At 62.9% G+C, this 24,513-nt stretch carries 32 protein-coding genes; 23 read left to right on the top strand and 9 right to left on the bottom strand.

Annotation, left to right across the window (positions count from 1 at the left end):
• The first annotated feature begins 31 nt into the window (after nucleotides 1-31).
• The 7 genes from IQ25_RS03800 (at nucleotide 32) to IQ25_RS03770 (ending at nucleotide 5,154) form a co-directional block, all read left to right on the top strand.
• On the top strand, nucleotides 32-1,564 hold the full coding sequence (locus tag IQ25_RS03800; protein ID WP_144903175.1) for a sensor histidine kinase: 1,533 nt from the start codon (nucleotides 32-34) through the stop codon (nucleotides 1,562-1,564).
• Nucleotides 1,561-1,986, top strand: coding sequence for an HPr kinase/phosphorylase (locus tag IQ25_RS03795; RefSeq protein ID WP_144902402.1), 426 nt, complete (start codon nucleotides 1,561-1,563; stop codon nucleotides 1,984-1,986). Before IQ25_RS03800 ends, IQ25_RS03795 begins: the two co-directional genes overlap by 4 nt.
• Before the next feature lie 63 nt (nucleotides 1,987-2,049).
• Entirely contained in the window at nucleotides 2,050-2,997 is a 948-nt protein-coding gene (gene rapZ, locus IQ25_RS03790; RefSeq protein WP_144902399.1) for an RNase adapter RapZ, read from the top strand.
• Between the two features lie 151 nt (nucleotides 2,998-3,148).
• A complete protein-coding gene (locus IQ25_RS03785; RefSeq protein ID WP_084279901.1) occupies nucleotides 3,149-3,553 on the top strand; it encodes a PTS sugar transporter subunit IIA in 405 nt (134 codons plus the stop codon).
• A 1-nt stretch (nucleotide 3,554) separates the two neighbouring features.
• Nucleotides 3,555-3,851, top strand: a complete 297-nt coding sequence (locus tag IQ25_RS03780; protein ID WP_144902396.1) for an HPr family phosphocarrier protein — start codon at nucleotides 3,555-3,557, stop codon at nucleotides 3,849-3,851.
• Nucleotides 3,852-3,891: 40 nt separating this feature from the next.
• Nucleotides 3,892-4,698: a TrmH family RNA methyltransferase gene (locus tag IQ25_RS03775; protein ID WP_144902393.1), complete on the top strand. Its 807-nt coding sequence runs from the start codon at nucleotides 3,892-3,894 to the stop codon at nucleotides 4,696-4,698.
• 78 nt (nucleotides 4,699-4,776) lie between these two features.
• Nucleotides 4,777-5,154: an META domain-containing protein gene (locus tag IQ25_RS03770; RefSeq protein WP_158637659.1), complete on the top strand. Its 378-nt coding sequence runs from the start codon at nucleotides 4,777-4,779 to the stop codon at nucleotides 5,152-5,154.
• On the opposite strand, the gene IQ25_RS03765 is transcribed toward IQ25_RS03770, so the two are convergent.
• The 5 genes from IQ25_RS03765 to recR form a co-directional block, all read right to left on the bottom strand.
• Nucleotides 5,155-5,922: a hypothetical protein gene (locus IQ25_RS03765; RefSeq protein ID WP_144902387.1), complete on the bottom strand. Its 768-nt coding sequence runs from the start codon at nucleotides 5,920-5,922 to the stop codon at nucleotides 5,155-5,157.
• Nucleotides 5,919-7,436, bottom strand: coding sequence for a DNA recombination protein RmuC (rmuC, locus tag IQ25_RS03760; RefSeq protein ID WP_144902384.1), 1,518 nt, complete (start codon nucleotides 7,434-7,436; stop codon nucleotides 5,919-5,921). The genes IQ25_RS03765 and rmuC overlap by 4 nt, the downstream gene beginning before the upstream one ends.
• 90 nt (nucleotides 7,437-7,526) lie before the next feature.
• On the bottom strand, nucleotides 7,527-8,093 hold the full coding sequence (gene def / locus IQ25_RS03755; RefSeq protein WP_144902381.1) for a peptide deformylase: 567 nt from the start codon (nucleotides 8,091-8,093) through the stop codon (nucleotides 7,527-7,529).
• A gap of 67 nt (nucleotides 8,094-8,160) precedes the next feature.
• Nucleotides 8,161-8,493 (bottom strand): VOC family protein, encoded by a 333-nt coding sequence (locus tag IQ25_RS03750; protein ID WP_144902378.1) that lies wholly within the window; start codon nucleotides 8,491-8,493, stop codon nucleotides 8,161-8,163.
• A gap of 23 nt (nucleotides 8,494-8,516) precedes the next feature.
• Nucleotides 8,517-9,113, bottom strand: coding sequence for a recombination mediator RecR (recR, locus tag IQ25_RS03745; protein WP_144902376.1), 597 nt, complete (start codon nucleotides 9,111-9,113; stop codon nucleotides 8,517-8,519).
• A gap of 51 nt (nucleotides 9,114-9,164) precedes the next feature.
• On the opposite strand from recR, the gene fmt reads away from it, so the two are divergent.
• The 4 genes from fmt to IQ25_RS03725 all read left to right on the top strand — a co-directional run bounded on the left by fmt (nucleotide 9,165) and on the right by IQ25_RS03725 (nucleotide 14,434).
• A complete protein-coding gene (fmt, locus tag IQ25_RS03740; protein ID WP_144902373.1) occupies nucleotides 9,165-10,070 on the top strand; it encodes a methionyl-tRNA formyltransferase in 906 nt (301 codons plus the stop codon).
• A complete protein-coding gene (truA, locus tag IQ25_RS03735) occupies nucleotides 10,070-10,819 on the top strand; it encodes a tRNA pseudouridine(38-40) synthase TruA (protein WP_407070580.1) in 750 nt (249 codons plus the stop codon). Before fmt ends, truA begins: the two co-directional genes overlap by 1 nt.
• A 3-nt stretch (nucleotides 10,820-10,822) precedes the next feature.
• Nucleotides 10,823-11,932 (top strand): zinc-binding dehydrogenase, encoded by a 1,110-nt coding sequence (locus IQ25_RS03730; RefSeq protein ID WP_144902367.1) that lies wholly within the window; start codon nucleotides 10,823-10,825, stop codon nucleotides 11,930-11,932.
• An 81-nt stretch (nucleotides 11,933-12,013) separates the two neighbouring features.
• Entirely contained in the window at nucleotides 12,014-14,434 is a 2,421-nt protein-coding gene (locus IQ25_RS03725; protein ID WP_144902364.1) for a putative bifunctional diguanylate cyclase/phosphodiesterase, read from the top strand.
• A 28-nt stretch (nucleotides 14,435-14,462) separates the two neighbouring features.
• Here the strand turns inward: IQ25_RS03725 and cobS are convergent, their stop codons facing one another.
• Nucleotides 14,463-15,443 (bottom strand): cobaltochelatase subunit CobS, encoded by a 981-nt coding sequence (cobS, locus tag IQ25_RS03720; RefSeq protein ID WP_144902361.1) that lies wholly within the window; start codon nucleotides 15,441-15,443, stop codon nucleotides 14,463-14,465.
• A 79-nt stretch (nucleotides 15,444-15,522) separates the two neighbouring features.
• On the opposite strand from cobS, the gene IQ25_RS03715 reads away from it, so the two are divergent.
• The 12 genes from IQ25_RS03715 (at nucleotide 15,523) to IQ25_RS03660 (ending at nucleotide 22,821) form a co-directional block, all read left to right on the top strand.
• Entirely contained in the window at nucleotides 15,523-16,170 is a 648-nt protein-coding gene (locus IQ25_RS03715) for a glutathione S-transferase family protein (RefSeq protein ID WP_144902358.1), read from the top strand.
• A 91-nt stretch (nucleotides 16,171-16,261) separates the two neighbouring features.
• Nucleotides 16,262-16,900: a TetR/AcrR family transcriptional regulator gene (locus IQ25_RS03710; protein ID WP_220094511.1), complete on the top strand. Its 639-nt coding sequence runs from the start codon at nucleotides 16,262-16,264 to the stop codon at nucleotides 16,898-16,900.
• Nucleotides 16,901-16,905: 5 nt separating this feature from the next.
• Nucleotides 16,906-17,271 (top strand): DUF1428 domain-containing protein, encoded by a 366-nt coding sequence (locus IQ25_RS03705; RefSeq protein WP_144902355.1) that lies wholly within the window; start codon nucleotides 16,906-16,908, stop codon nucleotides 17,269-17,271.
• On the top strand, nucleotides 17,268-18,059 hold the full coding sequence (locus IQ25_RS03700) for a VOC family protein (protein WP_258536937.1): 792 nt from the start codon (nucleotides 17,268-17,270) through the stop codon (nucleotides 18,057-18,059). The genes IQ25_RS03705 and IQ25_RS03700 overlap by 4 nt, the downstream gene beginning before the upstream one ends.
• A gap of 2 nt (nucleotides 18,060-18,061) precedes the next feature.
• The gene (locus tag IQ25_RS03695) at nucleotides 18,062-18,691 is read left to right on the top strand and encodes a glutathione S-transferase family protein (RefSeq protein ID WP_144902352.1); all 630 of its coding nucleotides are present in this window, start codon (nucleotides 18,062-18,064) and stop codon (nucleotides 18,689-18,691) included.
• The gene (locus IQ25_RS03690; protein WP_144902349.1) at nucleotides 18,688-19,176 is read left to right on the top strand and encodes a VOC family protein; all 489 of its coding nucleotides are present in this window, start codon (nucleotides 18,688-18,690) and stop codon (nucleotides 19,174-19,176) included. Before IQ25_RS03695 ends, IQ25_RS03690 begins: the two co-directional genes overlap by 4 nt.
• Entirely contained in the window at nucleotides 19,176-19,832 is a 657-nt protein-coding gene (locus IQ25_RS03685) for a glutathione S-transferase family protein (protein ID WP_338112175.1), read from the top strand. Before IQ25_RS03690 ends, IQ25_RS03685 begins: the two co-directional genes overlap by 1 nt.
• 18 nt (nucleotides 19,833-19,850) lie before the next feature.
• Nucleotides 19,851-20,291 (top strand): SRPBCC family protein, encoded by a 441-nt coding sequence (locus tag IQ25_RS03680; protein WP_144902346.1) that lies wholly within the window; start codon nucleotides 19,851-19,853, stop codon nucleotides 20,289-20,291.
• 31 nt (nucleotides 20,292-20,322) lie between these two features.
• The gene (locus IQ25_RS03675) at nucleotides 20,323-21,285 is read left to right on the top strand and encodes a Crp/Fnr family transcriptional regulator (RefSeq protein ID WP_144902343.1); all 963 of its coding nucleotides are present in this window, start codon (nucleotides 20,323-20,325) and stop codon (nucleotides 21,283-21,285) included.
• Nucleotides 21,285-22,199, top strand: a complete 915-nt coding sequence (locus IQ25_RS03670; RefSeq protein ID WP_144902342.1) for a class II glutamine amidotransferase — start codon at nucleotides 21,285-21,287, stop codon at nucleotides 22,197-22,199. The genes IQ25_RS03675 and IQ25_RS03670 overlap by 1 nt, the downstream gene beginning before the upstream one ends.
• 43 nt (nucleotides 22,200-22,242) lie before the next feature.
• Nucleotides 22,243-22,602 carry a hypothetical protein gene (locus tag IQ25_RS03665; protein WP_144902339.1) on the top strand — a complete coding sequence of 120 codons (360 nt, stop codon included), beginning with the start codon at nucleotides 22,243-22,245 and terminating at the stop codon, nucleotides 22,600-22,602.
• 9 nt (nucleotides 22,603-22,611) lie between these two features.
• The gene (locus IQ25_RS03660; protein WP_144902337.1) at nucleotides 22,612-22,821 is read left to right on the top strand and encodes a hypothetical protein; all 210 of its coding nucleotides are present in this window, start codon (nucleotides 22,612-22,614) and stop codon (nucleotides 22,819-22,821) included.
• A gap of 12 nt (nucleotides 22,822-22,833) precedes the next feature.
• Here IQ25_RS03660 and IQ25_RS03655 read toward each other — a convergent pair whose 3' ends face one another.
• The 3 genes from IQ25_RS03655 to IQ25_RS03645 are packed head-to-tail and all read right to left on the bottom strand — an operon-like array spanning nucleotide 22,834 to nucleotide 24,434.
• Complete coding sequence (locus IQ25_RS03655) at nucleotides 22,834-23,577, bottom strand: SDR family NAD(P)-dependent oxidoreductase (protein ID WP_144902334.1); 744 nt, start codon at nucleotides 23,575-23,577, stop codon at nucleotides 22,834-22,836.
• A 1-nt stretch (nucleotide 23,578) separates the two neighbouring features.
• Nucleotides 23,579-24,031, bottom strand: a complete 453-nt coding sequence (locus IQ25_RS03650; protein ID WP_220094510.1) for a nuclear transport factor 2 family protein — start codon at nucleotides 24,029-24,031, stop codon at nucleotides 23,579-23,581.
• A 13-nt stretch (nucleotides 24,032-24,044) separates the two neighbouring features.
• Nucleotides 24,045-24,434 (bottom strand): nuclear transport factor 2 family protein, encoded by a 390-nt coding sequence (locus IQ25_RS03645; protein ID WP_144902331.1) that lies wholly within the window; start codon nucleotides 24,432-24,434, stop codon nucleotides 24,045-24,047.
• Nucleotides 24,435-24,513: the final 79 nt, after the last annotated feature.

The raw sequence follows: 24,513 nt of genomic DNA, 5'->3' as shown, positions 1-24,513 counted from the left end.
TGGTGGTTCAGGGCGTCGGCGGCTGAGGCAGTTGTGGCGCATCCGGGGCGTGTCGCTGACCACACGCATTCTCTTTGTGAACGTGATTGCGCTGGCATTGCTGGCGGGCGGTTTCTTCTATCTCGACAGCTATCGCACCCAGCTGATCGAGGAGCGTTTCAAGCTGGCACGCGCAGAAGCGGAGATCGCGGCCGATGCGCTAGACGGCGCGAGTGCCAAGCAGCGGCGTGACCTTATCGCCCGGATTGGTACAGACCAGGTCCTGCGCCTGCGGCTCTACGATGACGAAAGCCGCTTGCTGGCGGACAGCTTTGCCCTGGCACAGCCCTCGTTCGCGCTGATCGATCCCGAGAGCGAGCCCTGGTACCAGAAAGCTGCCCGGTTGCTCGACCGCGGCGTTGATTTCATCGTCAACGCGCCGACAGTGGAGCGCTACCGGGATACGTCCGAATTGCCCGCGGGCAGCTGGCCGGAGATCAAGGCTGCGCGAACGTCTGGCCGCACCGAAGTGTTCCTGCGATATGCACCCGACCGCACGCCGGTGATCACCGCAGCCACGCCGGTGGGTGACAAAGGCGAAGTCCTGCTAACCTTGCGCAATGCGCTCGACGTGACGCAATCGGTGCGCGACGCGCGCCAGACGCTCGTGATCATCATCGGCATCGCGCTGCTGCTCTCGGTGCAGCTTTCGCTGTTTCTGGCCCGAACCATTGTCCAGCCGCTGCGGGCGCTGGTCCGGGCTGCAGTGCGGGTGCGGCTCGGGCGTGAGCGCGAGGTCGTGGTGCCGCGCCTGCCTGACCGAGGCGACGAGATCGGGCTGCTTGCCCGCGCGGTTTCGGACATGACCACCGCGCTGCGCCAGCGCATCGACGCGGTGGAGACTTTTGCAGCAGACGTTGCGCACGAGCTCAAGAATCCGCTGGCATCATTGTCGAGTGCGCTCGAGACGATGGAGAGGGTGGAGGACCCGGCGCTGCGGCGGCAGTTGGCGGATATCGCTGCCCATGATGTGCAACGGATCGACCGGCTGATTACCGAGATCGCCGATGCCAGCCGTATCGACGCGGAACTGAGTCGTGCGACGTTTGTGGATGTCGATCTTGCCGGTCTGGCCTCGCAAGTCGTGGGTGCGCGCGATGTGCGTGCCAGCCCGACGACGCCTATCCACCTGCATCGCCAGGGCGGGCTGACAGTGGTACCTGGAGATGCCGCGCGCCTTGAGCGCGTGCTCGAGAACCTGCTCGACAACGCGGTTTCGTTTTCGCCGCCAGGCGGGGTGGTGGACCTCACCGTGTGGGGCGATGGTGAAAGCGCACATATCGCCGTAGTCGATGAGGGGCCCGGCGTTCCCGTGGTCGAACGCGAGAAAGTGTTCGAGCGGTTCCATTCGGTCCGTCCGGCAGAGGAGGCGTTCGGAGCGCACAGCGGTCTTGGTCTGGCAATTGCCCGCACCATTGCCGAAGCGCATGACGGCACGCTGACCATCCATGATAGGCCTGATGGTAAGCCCGGCGCCTATGTCGTGCTCAGCCTGCCACTGGCGATCGAGGAGGACGAGGAGTGAGTCGCGCCTTGCAGGCTGGCTGCGTGTCGATTGGCGGTCGTGGCGTGCTGATCTTCGGCCCCTCCGGGGTCGGCAAGTCGAGTCTTGCCCTTGCCATGATCGACCGTGGTGCAATGCTGGTCGGCGATGACGGAGTAATGATCGAGGTGCGGGCAGGGCAGGTGTTCGCCGCGCCCCATCCCAACATCATCGGCAAGCTGGAAGTGCGCAATCTGGGGCTGCTCGAATTTCCGGTGTCGGCGTCCGTGCCGGTAGCGCTGGCTGTGCAACTCGACCGTGAGGCACCGCGCTTCATCGAAGCCGCCGAAGCTCTTGAAATCGATGGCGTTGTGCTGCCGCAGGTCCGGCTCTGGCCCGACAGCCCGGTGCTCGCGCTACGGGCGGAATTGGCGCTTTCCCGCTATGGGTTGACGATTTCCTGATTGGGGACAGGGCCTTCGTGCGGACTTCCCAACCGCGCAGCAAAGGCGCAAAGCAACCGGGCAATGGCGCAAGACTCAAGCTCCTCGGATTCTGGCCTCCGGGATTCTGGCCCGCAGCGCATCCTTCTCGTCACCGGCTTGCTGGGGGCGGGCAAGACGACTGCATTGCGGACGCTTGAGGACCTTGGCTGGGAGGCGGTCGACAACTTTCCCATTCGCCTGCTCGACCGTCTGCTCGAGACGGAACCGGGTTCGGCGCGGATGGAGAGTGGCACGCCCATGGCGATCGGCTTCGACACGCGCACGCGCGGCTTCGATCCGGCGCGGACAATCCAGCTCGTCAAGAAGCTCTCGCAGCGCAAAGATCTACAAGTTACGACCCTGTTTCTCGACTGCGCCGGCACAGAGCTCGAGCGGCGATACAATGAGACGCGTCGCCGCCACCCGATGAGCGAAGACAAGCCTGCGGCGACCGGCATTGCCGCCGAGCGCGAACTGCTCGAGCCGCTGCGTCGCTGGGCAGACCTAGTCATCTCCACCACAAGCTTCACCGCGAACGACCTCCAGCAGGCGATTCGCGCGCAGTTCGGCGAGGAAACGCCCGCGCCGACGACGCTGACGATCAGCAGTTTCGGTTTCTCGCGGGGCACGCCGCCGCTGGCAGACCTCGTGTTCGACATGCGCTTCCTTGCCAATCCGCACTGGGTGGACGAGCTGCGTCCACAGACCGGGCAAGACGCTCCGGTGGGGGATTATATCCGCCAGGATCCGGCATTTGCCGAGGCTTTCGGACGGATTCGCGACCTTCTTCTGCTCCTGCTTCCGCGCTATCAGGCGCAGGGCAAGGCCTATGTCCATGTCGCTTTCGGTTGCACCGGAGGGCGGCACCGATCGGTGTTCATGGCCGAGCAGATCGCTTCCGCCTTGCGCGAGGCGGGATTTTCACCCACATTGCTGCATCGCAACCTCGCATCACGCGCGGCTGACCTTCTTGAGGGCCAGAAGCATTGATCAAGCGGGGAAGAACATTATTGGGCGGGGCAGCACTGGAAGCCATGCGTTTTGATTCCCAGTCGTCTTGCGCGCCCTGCAATCCTGCCAATCTCGCGTTCATCGCGGATGGTGCAGATTGCCCGGCCGCACTTCGGAGCCTGCCCCTTTCATGATTGGTCTCATTCTGGTTACCCACGGCGCTCTTGCCGACGAGTTCATCCATGCGATGGAGCATGTCGTCGGCAGACAGAGCGACGTGATCGGTGTTTGCATCGGCCCCAACGATGACATGGAGAAGCGCCGCAAGGAAATTGCCGACGCGATAAAGCGCGTCGACAGCGGGGAAGGCGTGATCATCCTGACCGACCTGTTTGGCGGGACTCCCTCCAACCTCGCAATCTCGTTGATGCAGGCGGGGCGCGTCGAAGTGATTGCCGGGATCAACCTGCCCATGCTGATCCGTCTGGCCAAGGCTCGCAATTGCATGGGTGTAAAGGAAGCGACAGCCGCCGCGCGCGATGCGGGGCGGAACTACATCACGATCGCATCCGAATTCTTAGGGCAGGACGCGTGAGATGGCAGAACAGGGTTACGTCACCCGCGAAACGGTGACGATCGTCAACCAGCGCGGCCTTCATGCGCGGGCAAGTGCGAAGTTCGTGAATGCGGTGGCCAAGCTGCCCGACGGCTTTGACGTGACGGTGGCAAAGGACGGAACTGATGCAGCCGGGGGCTCCATCCTCGGCCTGATGATGCTCGGCGCGGCCAAGGGCGATACGGTGGACGTTGTCGTCGCGGGCCCTGAGGGCGAGGCTGACGCGATCCTGATGAAGTTGACCGGGCTGATCAAGGACGGCTTCGGGGAGGATTGATCCCCTTGCCGCGCGCATCGCTCTGCCCCATGGCGGCGGCATGACGCGCAAGATCATCACTGGTTACTCCAACCCGACGGTAAAGTTCGTCCGCAGTCTGCGCGAGAAGAAGCACAGGCGGCGCGAACGCAAGTTCCTGGCTGAAGGTCTGCGCCTGCTGACCGACGCGCGAGAAGGCGGACGACTGCCGGAAATTCTGCTGATGGCGCAGGGGCGCGAGGGACATCCGCTGCTTGATGAGCTTGAGGCCGATGTGGCGCGCAGCGGTGGCGAGGTCATCGAACTGCCGCTCGACATTCTTGCAAAGGTGACCGGCAAGGAGAACCCGCAGGCCGTGGCCGGAGTCTTTGCCGAATGGGACACCTCGATCCGGTTGATTGACCGCAACACTGCGCCGATCTGGCTGGTCGCCCATGCCATGCGCGATCCCGGCAATCTCGGCACGATGCTGCGCACTGCCGATGCGGTTGGCGCAGGCGGGTTGATCCTGATCGACGATTGCGTCGATCCCTTCTCGGTCGAGGCGGTGCGCGCGAGCATGGGCGCGATCTTTACCGAGAGGCTGGCGCAGGCGCGCTGGGAGGACTTCCTCGGTTGGCTGCGTGAGGGCGAGGGCCAACTTGTAGCAGCCTCCTTGCGCGAAGCAGTGCCTTATCGCGGGGCGCCTTATTCGGCCCCTTGCTTCGTCATGGTCGGCAATGAATCACGCGGACTGCCCGAACATTACGAGATGGCCTGCGACTTGCGCGTGACCATGCCCATGAAGGGGCGCGCGGATAGCCTGAACGCCGCGGTGGCAGGCGCGGTGCTGGCTTACGAAGTGCTTGCAACGCTTGATGAACGATAACGGATCGCCCGGTTAATCCCACGCTCAGTCGCGCGCGCGTATCATCATCGAATGCGCAACTCTCTGGCCTTGATCGCGATGTCCACGGCACTTCTTGCCGGTTGCGCGACTGCGCCGACGGAGAGTGCTGGCCTTGCTGGAACGAGGTGGATCATCACCCGTGTCGACGGTGCAGCGCCTGCGGCACCCAGTCGCGCCAGCCTCAAGTTCGAGGACGAACGGCTGAGCGCCAATGTGGGCTGCAATGGCATTGGCGGCGATTATCGCGTCGAAGGCAACCGGTTGATTGCCGGGCCGCTGATGGCCACGCGGATGTTTTGCGAAGGTCCAGTTTGGCAGCAGGAAGAGGCGGTCAACGCTCTGCTTTCCGCAGCGCCGGAAATGCGCCGCAGCGGATCCACCCTGCGCCTGGTTTCGGGCGGGCACGCGCTTGATCTGGAGCTTTCCGAGGGCTGATCAATCACCTGCGATGAAGGCGGTAATCTGCCATTGTCCATCCTTTGGCTCTGCGATCAGGCGATAGTCGAGAAGGCTGCGCAGCTTGCGTGTTTCGATCCAGCCTTTGCGCCCGTCATGCGTGGTCACGCGCGTGGTCTTGGCACCGGTGTCGAAGTCCATCGGATCGATGCCGACGATGGTCCAGCCCGCATTGGTTACGGGCTTGCCGCCCGCCTTGTCGAGCAACGGCGCAGCATCGCCCAGCACGAGCATGGCACTGTAGCTGTCGATGTCCTCGGGCGCGTTCCAGAACACCCAAGGCATGGCCGCAAGCCCGCCCTGAACTGCGCAGCCGAGCGGGAGGATGGCGTCTAGCTCCTGCCAGAGCTTTGATTGGGGATCGTTGAGGCGCTTGACCAATTCGGCAGTGCCATTGCCGCCGCCGTAGTCGAGTGAAATGTCAGGTGCTGCAAGCTTGGCCATCGCTTGGGCATCGCGGCTCTTGATGGCTCCGGCCAAGGCTTTGCGGAATGTCGGCCATTCCGGTTCCCTGGCACAATCATCCTGCGGGGCGTAACTGCCAGATTCCGAGGTGGCGGATGCGACGGGGGCAGGATCGCTTGGGGCCGGAACCGGTTCGCTGGTTGGCAGAGGTGTATGGAATGGCTTCGCTGCGGCCTTGTCTGGCGCAGGCGAACTGGCAGAGGCATTGGGCTCGCTACCGCAACCCGCAAGCACCGTCATTGCGGCGATTGCGAGCAAGTGCGGGGCGAAGCTGACCGTCATTCCGCTGCGACGTCTCCTTCATCGTTGGCAATTGCTGCCAATGATGGGGTTTCTGCCTCGGCATAACGCGGAGCAGCTTCGACGAGAGGAACTTCTTCCAGCTCGCGCTTGCCGATCTCGATGTGCTTGTCCTTCAGGCGGCGGCCTGCGGAAAGCACATTGCGTTCGAAGCTGCCGACGAATTTATTGTAATTGGAAACGGCACTGTCGAGCCCGTTGCCGACGCGCTTGAGGTGTTCAGCGGCGACGGCAAGGCGGTCGTATAGCTCACCACCCATCTTGCCGATCTCCCGCGCTTCGCGCGCGAGGCCATCCTGCCGCCAGACCTGCGCCACGGTGCGGGCGATGGCGACGAGGTTGGTAGGGCTGGCCAGCAGCACACGACGTTCGAAGGCGAAGTCCCACAGCGTCGGGTCGCGCTCGAGCGCGGCCGCGATGAAGTGTTCGCCGGGGACAAACATCAGCACGTAGTCCGGTGCTTCCTCGAACTGCGACTGGTAGGACTTGGCGCCCAGCGTCTGGATATGGTTGCGCATCGACTGGACGTGGGCGTTGAGCGCGATCTTGCGCGTATCGTCGTCCTCGGCCTCGAACGCATCCTGATAGGCGTTGAGCGAGACCTTTGCGTCGATCACCAGCAGCTTGTTGCCGGGTACACGGACGATCGCATCGGGACGGAGGCGGCCTTCGTCGGTATTGACCGAATGCTCGGTGATGAAATCGGTGTGTTCGGCAAGGCCGCACTGTTCGAGCACGTTGCGCAGTTGCAGTTCGCCCCAGCGGCCGCGTGTCTTGGGGCCGTTGCGCAAGCTGTTGCCAAGCTGAGCAGCGGCGGCGCGGACGGCCTCCTGCCCATCGCGCATCGACTGGATCAGACCTGTCAGCTGGCCGAAGGAATCAACGCGCTGCTTTTCGAGGCTCTGAACCTGTTCTTCATAGCTCTTGAGTCGCTGATCGACCGGAGCAAGCAGCGACTTCAGCCGCTCGGCACTGGTCTTCTCGCTTTCCTCAAACCGTGACTGGGCGCGCGCAAGGAATGTTTCCTGCGCCTTTTCCAGCACCTTGTTGCCCGCATTCTCGAATTCCTTGCGCAGTGCTTCCTGCGCGGCGATCAGCAGGCGCTTCTGTTCGGCAAAGTTTTCGGCATCGGCCTTGAGGCGCTCGAGTTCGCCGCGCAGCGCATCGCGATCATCGCGCACGCGGGAGAGTTCGGCGCGGATGACTTCGGCATCGGCGGCGCTCTGACGGGCGGCAGCGAGCGCAGGCGCCAGCTCGTCGCGCTGGCGGCGGACGTCCTGCAACTCGGCAAGGCTCGCTTCTAGGCCCTTTGCCCGCTCGGCCGTTGCGGCAAGGTCCACCGTCATCGCCTTGACCGTGCCTTCGTGCGCCTTCGCTTCGGCATCGCGCTGGTCATGCCGCGCGCGCCATTCGGCGACGGGCCGCGACCCGAAGAACCAGCCGAGCACGACGCCCACGATAAGGGCCACGAAAACGAGAATCAGCGACAGGTCCACGGTTGCTCCGCACAAGAACGAAGCAAGAACCTAGCTTCACTATGCCAATCTGGCAATTGCCCTTCGCGGTTTATCCGCAAAGGGCGACCATCACGCCACCTTGCGCAGCTTTTCCAGCTTCTTGAGCGCCATGTTGCGCTTCAGCCGTGAGAGGTGGTCGATGAAGAGAATGCCTTCGAGGTGGTCCATCTCGTGCTGGAGGCAGGTGGCCATCAGGCCGCCCATGTTTTCCTCGTGGACCTTGCCGTCGAGGTCCTGCCAGCGCGCGCGGATGCGGGCGGGGCGTTCGACTTCGGCGTAGATCTCGGGCACCGAGAGGCAGCCTTCCTGATAGAGGCTGTGCTCTTCCGATGGATCAAGAATCTCGGGATTGATGAAGACCCGCGGTTCCTTCTTGGTCGGCTGGTGGTGATGGTGGTGGCCATCGTGATCGCAGGCGACGGGTTCAGCGTCCGGATCATCGGGCTGCAGGTCAATCACCAGAACGCGCAGGGGCACACCTACCTGGATCGCGGCGAGGCCGATGCCGGGGGCATCGTACATCGTCTCGAACATGTCCTCGACAAGCGTCTTGAGCTCGTCGTCGAACTTTTCGACGGGGACGGAGACCTGCTTCAGACGCGGGTCGGGGACTTCGATGATTTCGCGGATGGCCATGGGGGGCAGATAAGGAATGTAGGTGGGAGTCGCAAGGTATGCCGAACATTCGTTTCTGGCCGTGCGATCAGGGCTCCCACAACTCGATAGGATTGCCTTCGGGATCGTGGATCCGCGCAAAACGGCCGTATTCGCCGTCCCATTCCGCTTTGCGGATCACGTCGATTCCGGACTGTTCCAGTTCGGCCACCATGGCGTCGAGGCCTTCTACCCGCAAGTTGAGCATGGCCTGTCGATCTGCCGAAAAGTAATCGCTGTCGGCGGGGAAGGGCTGGAACACTGTCGGTCCGGCCTTCTGTTCCCACCATGCACCGATGCCGAGATGCTCTTCGTACCACTTGCCCAGAGCCTCCGGATTCTTTGCCCGGAAGAAGAAACCGCCAATTCCCTGAATAGCCATGTCAGGACCTCCTCGGTGCCGGATCAGCCGACCGGACGCCGAGCCCTGAGTGCTTGAGCCAAGGTGCCCTCGTCAAGATAGTCCAGCTCGCCGCCGACCGGCAGGCCGTGCGCAAGCTGAGTCACGCGGACCGGCGCGTCTTCGAGGCGTTCGGCGATATAGTGTGCGGTGGTCTGGCCTTCGAGCGTGGCGTTCATGGCAAGGACAACCTCGTCGATGCCGCCCTGGTTTACGCGGTCGAGCAACTGGCCGATGGTCAGGTCCTCGGGCCGCACGCCTTCGAGCGCTGAAAGCCTGCCGCCGAGCACATGGTACTTGCCGGTGAACAGTCGGGCGCGGTCAAGCGCCCACAGGTCGGCCACTTCCTCGACAACGCAGATCGAGCGCTGATCGCGGCGGGAATCGGTGCAGATGCCGCAGGGGTTGGTGGTATCGACGTTGCCGCAGGTGTCGCATTCGACCAGCAGTTCCTGCACCTGGGTCAGGGCGTTGAGCAACTGGGGCAGCGCCGTCTCGCGCCGCTTGATCAGCCACAGCACGGCGCGGCGGGCGGAGCGGGGGCCGAGCCCGGGAAGACGCGCCAATGCGCCGGAAAGTGCCTCGATCTCTTGCGATGCCATGGCAGCACAGATAGGGCCGGGGACGACAAACGGAAGGCCCTGTTACAGCTTATGCGCATCATCTTCATGGGGACGCCCGATTTCGCGGTGCCGACACTGGAAGCGCTGGTCGCTGCGGGGCACGAGGTGGTTGCCGCCTATAGCCAGCCGCCGCGCCCGGCGGGGCGGGGCAAGAAGCTGCAACCTTCGCCGGTGCATCTGGCGGCCGAGGCGCACGGGATCGAAGTGCGCACGCCGGTTTCATTGAAGGGGGCAGATGACCAGGCTGCGCTCGCCGCGCTGGGGGCCGATGTGGCGGTGGTGGCAGCTTATGGCCTGATCCTGCCGCAGGCGGTGCTAGATGCACCGAAGTTGGGTTGCCTCAACGTCCACGGCTCGATCCTGCCGCGATGGCGCGGTGCGGCGCCGGTGCAGCGGGCAATCCTTGCAGGTGACGAGAGCACCGGCGTGACGATCATGCAGATGGAGCGCGGGCTGGATACAGGGCCGATGCTGGCGAAGGTGGAGACGCCGGTCGATGGCAAGACGGCGGGGGAACTCACAGCGGAACTGGCAGGCAAGGGCGCTGCGCTAATGGTGCAGGTGCTGTCGGACCTTTCGGCTTTTCCAGTTGAGGTGCAGCCAGAAGAGGGTGTGACTTATGCCCACAAGATCGACAAGGCCGAGAGCCGGCTGGATTTCTCGCGCGATGCCCTGAACGTGGAGCGGCAGGTGCGAGCTTTCGCGCCTGCGCCCGGGGCGTTCTTTGAGCTGGAGGGGGAGCGCTATCGGGTGCTGGCGGCTGACGTGGTGGACGCGGCAGGCGAGGCCGGCGTCACGCAGGACGATGCGCTGACCATCGCCTGTGGTTCCGGCGCGATCCGTCCCACGCTCATCCAGCGAGCGGGGCGTCCGGCCATGGACACGGCATCCCTGCTGCGCGGGCGATCAATCCCGGCGGGTACGCGGCTCGGCTGATGCGCCTTGCAATCAAACTCGAATGGAACGGTGGGCCCTATATGGGCTATCAGCGCCAGGGGCATGGGCCGAGCGTGCAGCAGGCGGTGGAAGAGGCGATCGAGTCCGTCATCGGGGAGGCGGTCGTCGTCAATGCTGCGGGCAGGACGGATACCGGCGTTCATGCGCTGGGGATGCGGGCGCATTTCGATTTGTCGCGCTCGTTCGATCCATTCCGCATGATGGAGGCGGTCAACGCGAGGCTGCGGCTGGCGGAGCATCCAATTGCAGTGCTGGACTGCATCGAGGCGCCAGAGGATTGGCACGCCCGATTTTCGTGCACCGGCAGGGCCTATGAATATCGGATCATAAATCGCCGGGCACCGCTGACGGTCGAGCTGGGCAAGGCCTGGCGGATCGCAAAGCCGCTCGACGAGGTGGCGATGCACGAAGCGGCGCAACTCCTCGTCGGGCATCACGACTTCACAACCTTTCGTTCGGTGCATTGCCAGTCGGCCAGCCCAATCAAGACGCTGGACCGTCTGGATGTGCGCCGAGAAGGCGACCGAGTCTTTATCGAGGCAGCCGCGCGCAGCTTCTTGCACCATCAGGTTCGCTCGATGGTTGGCTGCCTTGCGCTTGTGGGCCAAGGGATGTGGAGCGTGGCGCAGGTGGGGGAAGCCCTTGCCGCAAAAGACCGTGGCAAATTAGGACTTAACGCGCCGTCGGAAGGTCTATACTTCGTCCGGGCAACATATCCCGGAGAGTAGAAAATGACCGACCTTCAAGGCCAGCGCATCGTCTCGCAGCTCGATCCGGACGGGACCTTGACCGTCGCCCTTGAAGACTACACCCTGCCCAAGCCTGAAGGTCGTCAGGTGGTGATCCGGGTCGAAGCGACACCGATCAACCCGTCCGACCTCGGCCTGCTGTTTGGCCCCGCCGACGTTGCCAACGCGGAGTTCTCGCCCGGCAAGATCGTGGCGCGGATGCCCGAGCCTGCCGTGCGCGCGATGGTGGCACGTCATGGGGCAGCGATGCCGGTGGGCAACGAAGGCGCAGGCAAGGTGGTAGCGGCAGGAGACGCCCCCGAGGCTCAGGTCCTGCTCGGCAAGCGCGTCACCTGCTTTCCTGGCGGCATGTATGCGACGCTAGCCGTGGCAGACGCAGCCATGTGCCTGGAGCTGCCCGAAGGCGTGACGGCAGAGCAGGGCGCTTCGGCTTTCGTAAATCCGCTAACGGCGCTGAGCTTTACCGAAACAATGCGCCATCTTGGGCACAGTGCACTGGTGCACACGGCGGCGGCATCGAACCTTGGGCAGATGCTGGTGAAAATCTGCCAGGCCGATGGCATTCCGCTGGTCAACATCGTGCGCAACGAGGCGCAGGTGGCGATTCTCAAGGGGATCGGCGCGGAGCATGTCGTCGACAGTTCGAAGGACTCGTTCCTCGAAGACCTCGCCACGGCTATCGGCGCGACGAAGGCGACCATGGCTTTCGACGCCATCGGCGGCGGGAAGCTCGTCAGCCAGATCATGACGGTGATGGAACAGGTTGCCAATTCGGGCGCGGCCTACAGCCGGTATGGCTCGAACAGCCCCAAGCACGCCTTCATCTATGGCGCACTCGATCTCTCGCCGACGGTTCTGACGCGCAACTTCGGCTTCAGCTGGGACGTTTCGGGCTGGCTGCTCACGCCTTGGATGGGCAAGCTTGGTGCCGAAGCCGTCGAAAAGATGCGCCGCCGGGTGATGGCGGAACTGACCACCACCTTTGCCAGCAACTACAAGGCGCGCGTCACGCTGGACCAGGCGCTGACCCGCGAGGCGGCGCTGGACTACAACGCGCGACGTACGGGTGAGAAGTACCTGATCACACCCTGAGAGCAGCGGGGACTTACACTCGTAAGTTTACATAGTCCGCGCTGGGACAATCTTGAACGACTCGAGCCCTATCCGGCATTCATGGATGGGATTCGCGCGAGGCTGGCACCTGAAGGGCTGAGGCAGTGGCTGCTGAGGCAGCCCGGCTCGTTGCTGCATCTGCTGCGCTATGACCTGGAGCCGGGCGAGGAGGACTGGTTTGCCCGGCGCAAGCTTGAATACATCAATTCGCTAAGCGGCAACCTTTTCGAAGCCCTGCGCATGGGCCTGATGCTGGCTATCTGTGCGCCGGGGCTGACCTGGCATTTCTATGTCTGCGCGGTGCTGCTGCTTGCACAGATGCGCGTTGGACTGACCGAGCTCCGGCGCAAGGAATCCTGCGGCCGCTATTCACCCCCGGAGATGGTGGACATCTGGGCAAAAGGCATCTGGCTGCGTGCCATATTCCTGTCTGCCTTTACCGCTGCCTGCATCTTTGTCGTGCCGCCAGAGCGCATCGCGGCGATGATCATCTACGTCCTCGTGTTGGCACAGCTGGAACTGCTGCTGCAATTCACCATGCCCGTTGCCGGGATCATCTCGCAAAGCATCTCGTTGGGACTTGCGGCTTTGGCGCTGCTGCTTCGGTCAGACATGCAAGCGGAACTTGTGCTTCCGGTCATCGCGCTACAGTTGCTCGCGCTTCACGTCATGCTGTTCAACCTGCATTACATGTTTGCCACTCGCATACTCCGAACGCGCAGGTTGAAACACGCGAACCAGACCATCCAGACCCTGCTCAGCGAGTATGAAACCCATGCCAGCGACTGGATGCTGGAAACTGACCCGCATGGCCGGGTGGTTTCGCCCTCTGAACGATTCTGTACCGCATTGGGCCGACCGGCGAACGAAATCGAAGGTCTCAAGTTCGTCACCATCTTTATCGAAGGCTCCGAGACGGAAGCCGTGCGCAAGGCCGCTCGAAGCCTGAAGCCATTCCGTGACATGGTAGTGCCGCTGGTCATCGACGGCGAGCTGCAGTGGTGGTCGTTGACCGGAAATGCGGTGTTTGAGGGTCTGGAGCACACCGGATTCAGGATATTCGTTCGCGACGTAACGGACCGCCACGCGGCCGAGAGTCAGGTCCGCTTCCTTGCGGACCATGACAGTCTCACCGTGCTCCCCAATCGCCACAATTTCCAGAGTCGGCTTGAGGCGACGCTTGACCGGTCGAGCGCTGCCGCGCCGTTTGCAGTCCTTTACGTCGATCTAGATCACTTCAAGGCGGTCAATGACACGCTTGGCCATCAATTCGGCGACAGCGTGCTGGTGGAAGCGGCGTGGCGGATACGTTCCTCGCTGGGCGAAGGTGGCTTTGTCGCTCGCCTTGGCGGAGACGAGTTTGCCTGCGTAGTCGAAGACTTCGCTACGCCTGCCGATCTGCGGCAGATTGGGGCGCAGATTGTCGAGGTGATAAGCCAGCCGATGGAGATCGAGCGTCGGACCGTTCGCATCGGCGCAAGTGTGGGGATTGCGATCGCGCCCGATCATGGCGAGACTTCCGAGATCCTCCTGCGCAGTGCAGACCTTGCGCTATACGAGGCGAAATCGCGCGGTCGCGGTTCGGCAATTATCTACGACCCTGCCATGGAAGAGCTAAAGCAGGAGCGCGGCAGGATCGAACTCGACTTGCGCAGCGCTCTCGCCAATGGCGAATTCGAACTGCACTACCAACCACTGCATGAGTTGGCGACAGACCGGATTGCAGGGTTCGAGGCTTTGTTGCGTTGGCGGCATCCCGAGCGCGGATTGATTCCGCCGGATGTGTTCATTCCGATTGCCGAACAGACCGGGCTCATTGTGACCTTGGGGGAATGGGTTCTACGCGAGGCATTGTCGGAAGCTGCGACATGGCCGGAGGACATGACTGTTGCAGTGAACGTCTCGCCTGCGCAGATGACAGACTTCACACTGCTCAAACAGGTCATCTCCGCGCTTTCAGCCAGCGGGTTCGACGCACATCGTCTGGAACTGGAAATCACCGAAACCATGCTGATGCAGGAGTGCGACGAGCATCTCAGGCAGCTTGAACGGCTCCATGCACTGGGCGTCCGCATTGCGCTCGACGATTTCGGAACGGGCTATTCCTCGCTCAATTACCTGCGCAGCTTCCCGTTCGACAAGATCAAGATCGACCGCTGCTTCATCACAGAAATCAGTGCCGGCAGCGAGAGCAGTGCGATCATCGAGGCCGTGCTGGATCTTGCCAACAAGCTGAACATGCAGACCATCGCAGAGGGCGTGGAATCCGAAGAGCAACTCGCAAGCCTGCGCACATTGGGATGTGAGCAGGTGCAAGGTTACCTGATCAGCAAGGCGGTCCCGGCGGACATGCTGCCAATTGAGCGCTCCGGCGCTCGCAAGATCGAAGCAACCTCGCAGTTCAGGCCGGTACTGGCTGAACCGCGGAAGAAAGAGCCGGAAGACCGCCCTTCCGGGCGACAGGAAGCGCGGCGAGCCTGAGACCCGCCGATGCTCCAGCCAGAAACGGTCAGCCCCGGTGGGCGACGCTTTCAGGAAGATCCTTGCCGAACACCCGCTGATAGTATTCCGCCACCAGCACGCGTTCGGTCTCGTCGCACTTGTTGAGGAACGAGAGGCGGAACGAGAAGCCGACATCGTTGAAGATCTGGCTGTTCTGCGCCCAGCTGATCACCGTACGCGGACTCATCACGGTCGAGATGTCGCCGTTGATGAAGCCCTGACGGGTCAGGTTGGCCACGCGGACCATGTCGGTCACGATCTTAGGGGCAAGCGTCGGCACCTTCTTGGTGACGATCTCGACTTCGGTCGCTTCGCCCAGATAGTTCAGCGCGACGACGAGGTTCCAGCGATCCATCTGGCCCTGGTTGATCGCCTGCGTACCGTGATAGAGACCTGAAGTATCGCCAAGGCCCACCGTGTTCGCCGTAGCAAACAGGCGGAAATAGGGGTTCGGCCGGATCACGCGGTTCTGGTCGAGCAGCGTCAGCTTGCCTTCGGTTTCCAGCACGCGCTGGATCACGAACATCACGTCAGGGCGGCCGGCATCGTATTCGTCGAAGACCAGTGCAGTCGGAGTCTGCAGCGCCCAGGGCAGCAGGCCCTCGCGGAACTCGGTGACCTGCAGGCCATCGCGCAGTACGATCGCATCACGGCCAACCAGATCGATACGGCTGATGTGGGCATCGAGGTTGATGCGGATGCACGGCCAGTTGAGGCGCGCGGCAACCTGTTCGATGTGGGTCGACTTGCCGGTGCCGTGATAGCCCTGGACCATCACGCGGCGGTTGTAGGCAAAGCCCGCAAGGATCGCCAGCGTGGTGTCCGGATCGAACACGTAGGTGTCGTCGCGATCAGGCACGCGCTCATCAGCGCGGCTGAACGCAGGAACCTTCATGTCGATGTCGATGCCGAAGGTCTCACGGACATCGATTTCGGTATCGGGCGCGGCGAGCAGCGTCGTCGCGTGGCTGTTCGGAAGTTCGCTCATCGCTGCTTCGCCTATACGCGCGGGCGCGGTGCTGCAATATGGTTTCACGGAACCTGTCCGATAGAATGGGAGAATTTCGATGAAGCTCTATGGCGCGATGCTTTCGCCTTTCGTGCGCAAGGTGGCGGTTGTCCTTACGGAAAAGGGCATTTCATTCGATCTGGCACGCGGAGGCCCCGGCAGCAGCGATCCGGACTTTCTCGCCTGCAGCCCGCTGGGCAAGATTCCGGCCATCGATGACGATGGCTTCCAGCTTGCTGATTCGACGGCCATCGCAACCTATATCGACGCGCAGTATCCTGATCCTCGCCTGATCCCGGATGACCCGAGGCTGAAGGGCAAGGCGGTGTTCTGGGACGAGTTTGCCGATACCGTGCTGGGAGCCTCGGGCCTCAAGATCCTGTTCAACAGGTTGGTTGGCCCCAAGCTGTTGAAGGTCGGCGGTGACGAGGTTGTGGCGCTGCAGGGAGAAGCGGAACTGCCGCGCTGGGTGGATTGGCTTGAAACAGCAGTACCTGACGAGGGCTGGCTGCTGGGCGAGACCTTCAGTCTGGGCGACATCGCCGTAGCCTCGACCTTCCGGACGCTCGCCTACGTCGGTCATGGCGTTGACGCTGCGGTCCGGCCGAAGACGGCAGCCTGGTACGCACGCGTTGCCGCGCGTCCGGCATGGGCGGCGGTTGCGGCGCAGGAGGAACCCATCGCGCAGCGGATCATGTCCATGTAATTGGCAGGCCGGGAGGGCGGCGGCGCCCTTCCGGAAACGCTTTATCGCTTTACCCATTGCGACATACCAACCAGTCGGTATGTTCGCTTGAGTGATACCGAATCGACCCTTCCGTCCTCCGGCACTGACCGCGAAGGACAAGCTGCTCGAAGCTGCGGTAAAGCTTATCCGCGCTAACGGGTTTGCGGCCACTTCCGTTGATCAGCTTTGCGCGGAAGCAGGTGTCACCAAAGGCGCGTTCTTCCACCATTTTGCTTCGAAGGAAGCGCTTGGCGTCGCCGCAGCCGACTACTGGTCTGCAAGCACCGGCGGCTTCTTTGCCGAAGCCCCGTTTCACGCTCTTGCCGATCCGGTCGATCGCGTGCTCGGCTATATTGATCTGCGCATCGCCTTGATCGGTGGGCCGCCGGAAGCCTTTTCCTGCGTCGCCGGAACGCTGGTGCAGGAAGCCTTCCGGTCAAGCGCCGCCATTCGCGTCGCTGCGCAGTCCAGCATCATGGGCAACGCCCGGGCGCTGGAGGCCGATCTTGACGCGGCAGTGGCACAGTGCGGCGTTACTGGCACGACAGGCGCCAGTCTTTCGCGCCATGTCCAGGCAGTGATTCAGGGTGCCTTCGTGCTGGCGAAGACCCAGCCAGAGGAAACCGCCGCCGATCTGGCGCGAGATCAGCTTGCGCACCTGAGACGGTATTTCGCGATGTTGTTCGGGAGAGAAACCGAAGAGGAGTAAAGGCCATGACCTATATCGACGGATTTGTGCTGGCGGTGCCTGCTGCCAACCGGGAAAGATACGAGGAAGTTGCCCGCAAGTTCGACGCGGTCATGGTCGAACATGGCGCCCTGCGCGTGGTCGAAGCATGGGGTGACGACGTCAAGCACGGCAAGCGCACCGATTTCTATCGTGCCACCGAGGCAACCGCCGAGGAGATCATCGTCTTCTCCTGGGCTGAATGGCCAGACAAGGAAAGCCGAGATGCGGCGCATGCCTCCATGAACCAGATCATGGCCGACATGGCCGAGCCGATGGACATGCCCTTCGATGGTGCCCGGATGATCGTGGGCGGATTCAGCACCTTCCTCTCGCTTGGTGCAAATCTGTGAGCCGGCCCGTCCCCTTCTGCTGGTACGACCTGATGACCAGCGATGCCGATGGCGCGGCAGACTTCTATGGCAAAGTCATCGGTTGGAAGCTGTCTGCGCCCGATCCGCAATCTCCGATGGATTACCGTATGATCCTGCGCAGCGATGGCGGCGCCAATGGCGGGGTGCTGCAGTTGACCGAAGCCATGCGTCAAGGTGGTGCGCGCCCCGCGTGGGTACCGTACCTTGCCGTTCCCGATATCGACACGGGACTGGCTGCCATCGAGGCCGATGGGGGCCGCGCGCTGATGCCGCGGACGGATATCGCCGAGGGCAGCTTCGCGATGATGACCGACCCGCAAGGTGCGCTATTTTACGTCATGCAGCCACGCCCACCGGCGGATCGGCCCGATGCACAGAGCGATGCCTTCAAGGCCGATGGCGTACAGCATGTGCGCTGGCATGATCTGGCAACGCCCGATCCGGCGGGTGCCAAGGCTTTCTACGCGCGGCACTTCGGCTTTGAGTTCAACAATGCGATGCCGATGGGCGAACTGGGCGAATACGCCTTCATCGACTTCGAAGGTCAGGCGCTCGGCGGCATCATGCCTTTGTTCGGAGAAGCGCGAGGGCCCGGCTGGCAGGTCTATTTCGGAGTCGCTTCGGTCACGCAGGCTCGCGCTGCCATTGCCAATTCTGGCGGCAAGATCCTTGCCGAACCGCATCAGGTGCCGGGCGGCGACTGGGTCGTTATCGCGCAGGACCCGCAGGGTGCGCAATTTGGCGTGGTCGGCCCGAAGGGAGAATGAAAATGAGCAGGTTCACCTTCTACACGAACCCCATGTCGCGCGGCCAGATTGCGCGCTGGGCGCTGCACGAAGTGGGCGCCAGCTACGAGACCGTGCTGGTCGACTGGCAGGCCAAGCCGGAGGGCTTCCTTGCCGCCAACCCGATGGGCAAGGTGCCCACGATCGTCCACCACGCGGACGATGGCGATCATGTGGTCACCGAATGCGCGGCGATCTGCCTCTATCTTGCCGAGGTCTTTCCCGAATCCGGGCTGGGGCCGCAGGACCAGGAACGTGCGGCCTATCTGCGCTGGACGTTCTTTGCGGCAGGACCCGTGGAGCAGGCCGTGACCGCCCGCAGTCTGGGCTTTGAACCCAAGGATTCGCGCCAGCAAGGCATGGCAGGGTTCGGCAGTTACGAGCGAACCGTCGAGGCACTGGCCGGTCACCTTTCGCAGAACGCCTATGTCTGTGGCGACCGTTTTACCATGGCCGACGTCTATGTCGGCAGCCATGTCGATTGGGGCGTGGGCTTCAAGTCATTGCCGGAACGGCCAGAGTTCACCGCCTATCTCGAGCGAGTGCGAGCGCGCCCGGCTTATAGCGAAGCCAAGGCTATCGACATGAGGCTGATCGCGGAGATGCAGTCATGACTGCCGCGCCGGTTACCCTTTGCCTGTGGTACAACGGCGATGCCGAAGAGGCGGCGACGTTCTACGCGCAGACTTTCCCCGACAGCCACGTGAACGCGGTGCATCGCGCGCCGACCGACTTTCCCGGCGGTTCGGCGGGCACGGTGCTCACGGTCGACTTCACCGTTCTTGGCATTCCGTGCATCGGCCTCAACGGTGGGCCGTTGTTCCCGCACAGCGAGGCGTTCTCGTTCCAGGTGGCGACCGACACGCAGGAGGAGACCGACCGCTACTGGAATGCCATCGTCGGCAATGGCGGCGCGGAAAGCGCTTGCGGCTGGTGCAAGGACAGGTGGGGGCTCAGCTGGCAGATCACCCCGCGCGCACTTTCCGAGGGCATGACCGATCCCGACGCAGCAGTTCGTGCCCGCGTGTTCACCGCGATGATGACGATGCGAAAGATCGACCATGCAGCGATCGAAGCTGCCGCAAGAGGGGATGCCTGATGCTTGAACTATATGGGCATCCGTTTTCGTCCTACACTTGGAAGGCGCTGATCGCGCTTTATGCGAACGGGACGCCATTCGTGTTCCACAGTCTCGATGGCGAGAACCCCAATCAGGCTGCTGCCTATGCCCGTGTCCAGGAGGCGAGCCCGATGGGCAAGTTTCCGCTGCTGGTGGATGGATCGCGTGAGGTGTTCGAGGCGACTTCGATCATCGAGTATCTCGCGCTCCACCATCCGGGGCCGGCACCGCTGATTCCTGCCGACCCGGACGAAGCGATCACCACGCGCATGATGGACCGGGTGTTCGACAATTACGTGATGAACGCGATGCAGGAGAGCGTGGACGATGCGATACGCCACGGGCAGGTGTCGGACGAGGTGCGGTCTCGCGTTGAAGAGCGGGTGACCCGGGCCTATCGCTGGATCGACGGTTGGCTTGCAGACTATACTAGGCCGGACACGGTCAGCCTGATTGAATGCGCTGCCGTGCCTGCCCTGTTCTACGCCGATTGGGTCACGCGGATTCCCGAGGATTGTGCCCGGCTGCGCCAGTGGCGCGCCCATCTCCTCGCGCTGCCGCCGGTGTCGCGCTGCGTGGAGGATGCGCGGCGGTTCCGGCACTATTTCCCACTTGGCGCGCCCGACCGCGATTGAAGATGAAAGGACTGAACCATGCACGAACTCTCGATCAGCCGTTATATCGCCGCGAGCCCTGAGAAGGTCTGGGACGTACTTGCCAACCGGCAGGAGGAATGGTGGTGCCCCAAGCCCTGGTACATCACGATGATCGCCCAGGAACGCCGCGCCGGTGGCCGTTCGGCCATGGTCATGCATGGCCCCGAGGGAGAGGAGATGCCGCAGGAAGGCATATTCCTCAGTTGGGAGGAAGGCCGTCGCTTCGTGTCGACTGATGCCGTGACGGTGGATTTTCAACCCGCAGGCCCGTTCATGATCGGGATATGGCAGATCGAACCCGAGGGCGAGGGAACGCGCTACACCGCCAGTGCCCGCCACTGGACCGAAGAGGCCATGAAAAATCACGCCGAAATGGGGTTCGAAGCCGGCTGGGGGGCCTGCGCCGATCAGCTCAAGGCTCTTGCTGAAGCCGATTGACCAAAAACGGGAGCAGGCGCAATCTGGCTTCATGGGAGAGCAGGCGCAGGTACCGGCGCAACTGGCCGGCTTCGAACGCGATGAATGGAAGGCCCTGCTCGGCAATGCCGCGCCTTTTGCCGTCGCTGCGGGAGACGTGCTGTTCCGTCAGGGCGATCATGCCGACACGCTCTATCTCGTCGACAGTGGCCTGCTCGAGATTGCCGCGCGCATTCCCGGTGATGACAACGCGGTTATTTCCGCCATCCGCCCCGGCGAAGTCGTGGGCGAGTTCGCTTTGCTCGATGACGGACCTCGGTCTGCCAGAGTACGCGCGATCGAGGATACGCATGGCCTTGCCATTTCCGGCCGCCGTTTCCGCGCGCTCCTGCATGATGGTTCGGCCTGGGCGGTCAGGTTGGGCGTCGCCCTTCGCCGTCTTGTCGCATCGCGGACCCGAGCAACGCTTCAGCGGATCGTTGCGGAGGGGCATTTCGATCCCCATGCCCTGCGCCAGCTGCACGCAGGCCCGGCGCCCGTGGCGGCGAAGGCAGGAGCATCCGATCTGGCCAATGGGCTCGCCCGGTTGCGCGGCTTCGAGGCGATTGCCACCCATGGCACCCTGCTCGACGCGCCACGCGGCAGCACGCTGGTCGGGCCGGGTGAGGGGCAGGAGGGGCTTCATCTCGTCCTGCGGGGTGCGGTCAGGGCAGCGGTCCCGCGCGGTGCCATGGCCGAGCAGGTGTTCGTTTTCGGCCCCGGCTGCTTCGTTGGGCTGACCGGCCACAGTGATGGCGGACCGCAGCCCTTGCTGGTAACGGCGGTGGAGGATGCCAAGCTTGTGCATCTCCCGGCCGAAACATTGTCCGCGCTCGAAAACGAAATGCCGTCCTGGCTGCCCCTGCTTCACACGGCTTTCGGGCGACAGCTGGTGCAGGACCAGCGCAAGGCCAATCGCCACCTTGGCCGCTCGCTTTCCCTCGCGCGGTTCAACCATGCCGGGGAACTCGGCTAATGTGCCGCATCCTGAGCTACCTTGGCACGCCGGTCCCGCTCGACGACCTGCTCTATGCGCCCGATTCCTCGCTGCTCAACCAGACCATCGGCGCGCAGATGCTGCAGATGCTGAACCTTGCAGGGTTCGGCATGGCCGCGTGGGACGAGACGAGCCACGCGCCCAACGTGCCCTTCCGCTATCGCACCACGCAAGTCGCGCTGTTCGACCGCAATCTCAAGGCGTTGGCGGGCAAATTGCGGTCATCCGCGTTGCTCGCCCACATTCGCGGCGTGCCTTACAACTCGACCGTTCAGATCAACGAACAGAACTGCCACCCCTTCCGCTTCGATGGCGTGCCGCTTTCCATGGCGCATAACGGCGATCTGGCGGGTTTCCGCGACATGCGCTTCGATCTTGCGCCGCACATCCGGCCCGAGTTTGCCAAGCAGATCCAGGGATCGACCGACAGCGAATGGATATATGCGCTTGTCGTATCGGCGCTGCCTGAGCCGGGCGAGATCAACGAGCCGGACGCGATCCTTGCAGCGATCCGCCATGCCCTGAGCGTTCTGCGTGAGGCGCGGGCGCGGCATGGCATTACCCGGTCAAGTTCGACTAACCTGATGTTCTGCGATGGCACCAACCTTGCCGCCGTACGCTTCACTTTCGATTTCGGTCACTTCGACGCTGGCGCGCTGCAGGGCAGCTCCGAATATCTGTCGATGTGGTACACCTGCGGGCGCGACTATGGCCTTCACGAGGGCGAGTGGAAGTTGACGGGCGGAGCAATCGATGCCGACAGCGTGATCGTGGCATCCGAACCGCTCACTCGCGATTTTGCCACATGGATCGAGGTGCCCGAATATTCGGCACTGCTTGTCCGGCGCGACGGTGAGCGGCGGCGGGCGGAAATCCACGCGCTGGAAGTCTGAACCCCACCTGTTACTCTGGCAATCTCTATCGAGAGGAAGTGCAATGAGCCTGTTTGATTCGATCCTTGGCCAGGTGGCTGGCAATGTCGATGTGAAGAACCTTGCGGCAAAGGTCGGCATCGATCCGGACATGGCCGAAAACGCCATCGCTGCCCTTGCCGCCGGGCACCAGTCGAAGGGTGACACGATCGAGACGGCCGCCGCCAACTCAGGCATTGATGCGTCGAAGCTGCAGGAAATCGTCAGTCACATTGGTGGCGAGGGCTCGCTCGCGAGCTTTGCTTCAGCGCTAGGGCAGAACCCCGATGCGCTGAGCAAGGTGTCGGCCTTCCTTGACAAGGATGGTGACGGCAATCCGCTCGACGATCTTGCCGGTATGGCCAAGGGTCTGTTCAGCCGCTAACGGCGCTGAATGCTCGACGCTGCGCTATCCCTGATGATGCTTGCCGCCATCGCCCTCGTCGGCGGGGGGGTGTTCCTGCTCCGTCGGGGCGAGCGCAAGCGGCCGGTGCTGATGCTGACACTGGCCGGGATCATGGTTGTGAACCTGATCATCTGGACCTTGCCCGATCGCAGCGGCAGCACGCTTGCCGGTGCGGCGCAGGCAGGGCCGACGCAGTAATCAGCCCGGGCCTCAGCCCAGTTCGATGCAACCGCCATCGACGCACAAGTCCACACCATTGATGAAGCTTGCCTCCGCGCTGGCGAGAAACAACACTGTGCGGGCCACTTCCTCAGACGTCCCCATGCGTCCGATCGGGACGACCGAGGAGAGCATGTCGCGCATGCCCTGGATCTCCTCGGGTGAGGCATCGCGCTTGAAGATTTCCGTATCGGTCGGGCCAGGACTGACCATGTTGACGCGGATGCGGCGCGGGAGAAGCTCCTTGCCGACGATACGCGCCATGGCCCTGAGGCCCGCCTTCGCTGCGGCGTAGGCAACGTTGCCCGGAACGGCTGCGGTCGATCCGATCGAGCCGGTGATGACGATCGAACCGCCATCGCCCATCAGCGGCAGGGCCTTCTGGATCGCGAAGAAGGCGCCGCGCAGGTTTACGCTGTGGATCTGATCCCAGAATTCGGGCGTAACATCGGGCACCATGGCAAAACCGCCGACGCCCGCGTTGACGAACAGCACGTCGATTCCGCCCAGCGTGTCCTCGATCTGACTCAGTGCCGCCTCGGTTTGCGCAAGGTCGCTGATGTCCGAGCGGATGCACAATGCGTCCAATTCCTCGGCCACAGCCCGCAACTTCTCGGAATTGCGGCCAGTGATGGCAAGCTTCGCTCCCTCGGCCGCGAACATCCGCGCGGCGGCAAGGCCGATCCCGGCGTTGCCACCAAGGATCGCCACGCACTTGTTGTCGAACCGCTTCATCTCAGAACATGGTGTTGGTGTTGGCCGCAGTCTCCGGCACGGGTGAAAGCACGTCCCAATGCTCCATTACCCGGCAGCCCTCGACGCGAAAGATGTCGACCACCGCGAACCCGCGCTTGGCTGCGGCATCGCCATTTTCCATCCAGCCGTGGCTGTGAACTGCCACCAGATTGCTATCGCCAATGATGCGGTGGATCGTCGTGCGCTGTCCGGGGTTCTGCTCGACGAATTTCTCGAGGAAGCCGATTGCCGCCTCGCGTCCGGTAGCGGCATAGGGGTTATGCTGGATATAGCCGGGATCGACCCAGCGTTCGAATGAAGAGCGGACCTTTTTCTGGATGTAGAACTCATCCATGAAATTGCTGACGACCTGCTTTGGGGTCAGCTTGCATTCTTCTGCCTGCGCGGCAGTAGGAGTCAGCGCTAGAGCGATAGCTGTGGCAAGAAGGCGCAACGTTTCTCTCCCTTCAAAACATGCTGTTGGGGTTTACCGGCTGGGCCGGAACGTCCTGTATCACGTCCCAGTGCTCGACGATCAGGCCATCCTCCACGCGGAAGATGTCAACCACGGCAAGGCCCGGATCGTCCGGCCAGCGCACGACATGGGTATGCGTGATGACATGATCGCCATCGACGAAGCTGCGGTGAATGGTCTGCGTGGCATCGGGCGATTCGGTGCGGACGCGATCGAGAAAGCCCTTCAGCGCCTCCACGGTCGGTTCGGCCAGCGAGGAATGCTGCACATACCCCGGCGCAATGTAACGGTCCACGGCGCTGCTATCCATCGCGATCAGGACCTTGTGGTACATCTCCAGAACGAGGTCATGGTTGGCCTGTTCCGCCTCTGTCCGGGCCATGCGTCTCTCCCCTTTATTTATAACATTTGGTAGAGTATGCCTTGGCATGAGAAGGCCGTCAAAGCCTCAATTGCACCTT

Source organism: Novosphingobium taihuense (assembly GCF_007830315.1).
GTDB classification, from domain to species: domain Bacteria; phylum Pseudomonadota; class Alphaproteobacteria; order Sphingomonadales; family Sphingomonadaceae; genus Novosphingobium; species Novosphingobium taihuense.
The sequence above is the reverse complement of the archived record's forward strand: the minus strand, read 5'-3'. Positions and strand labels throughout refer to the sequence as shown.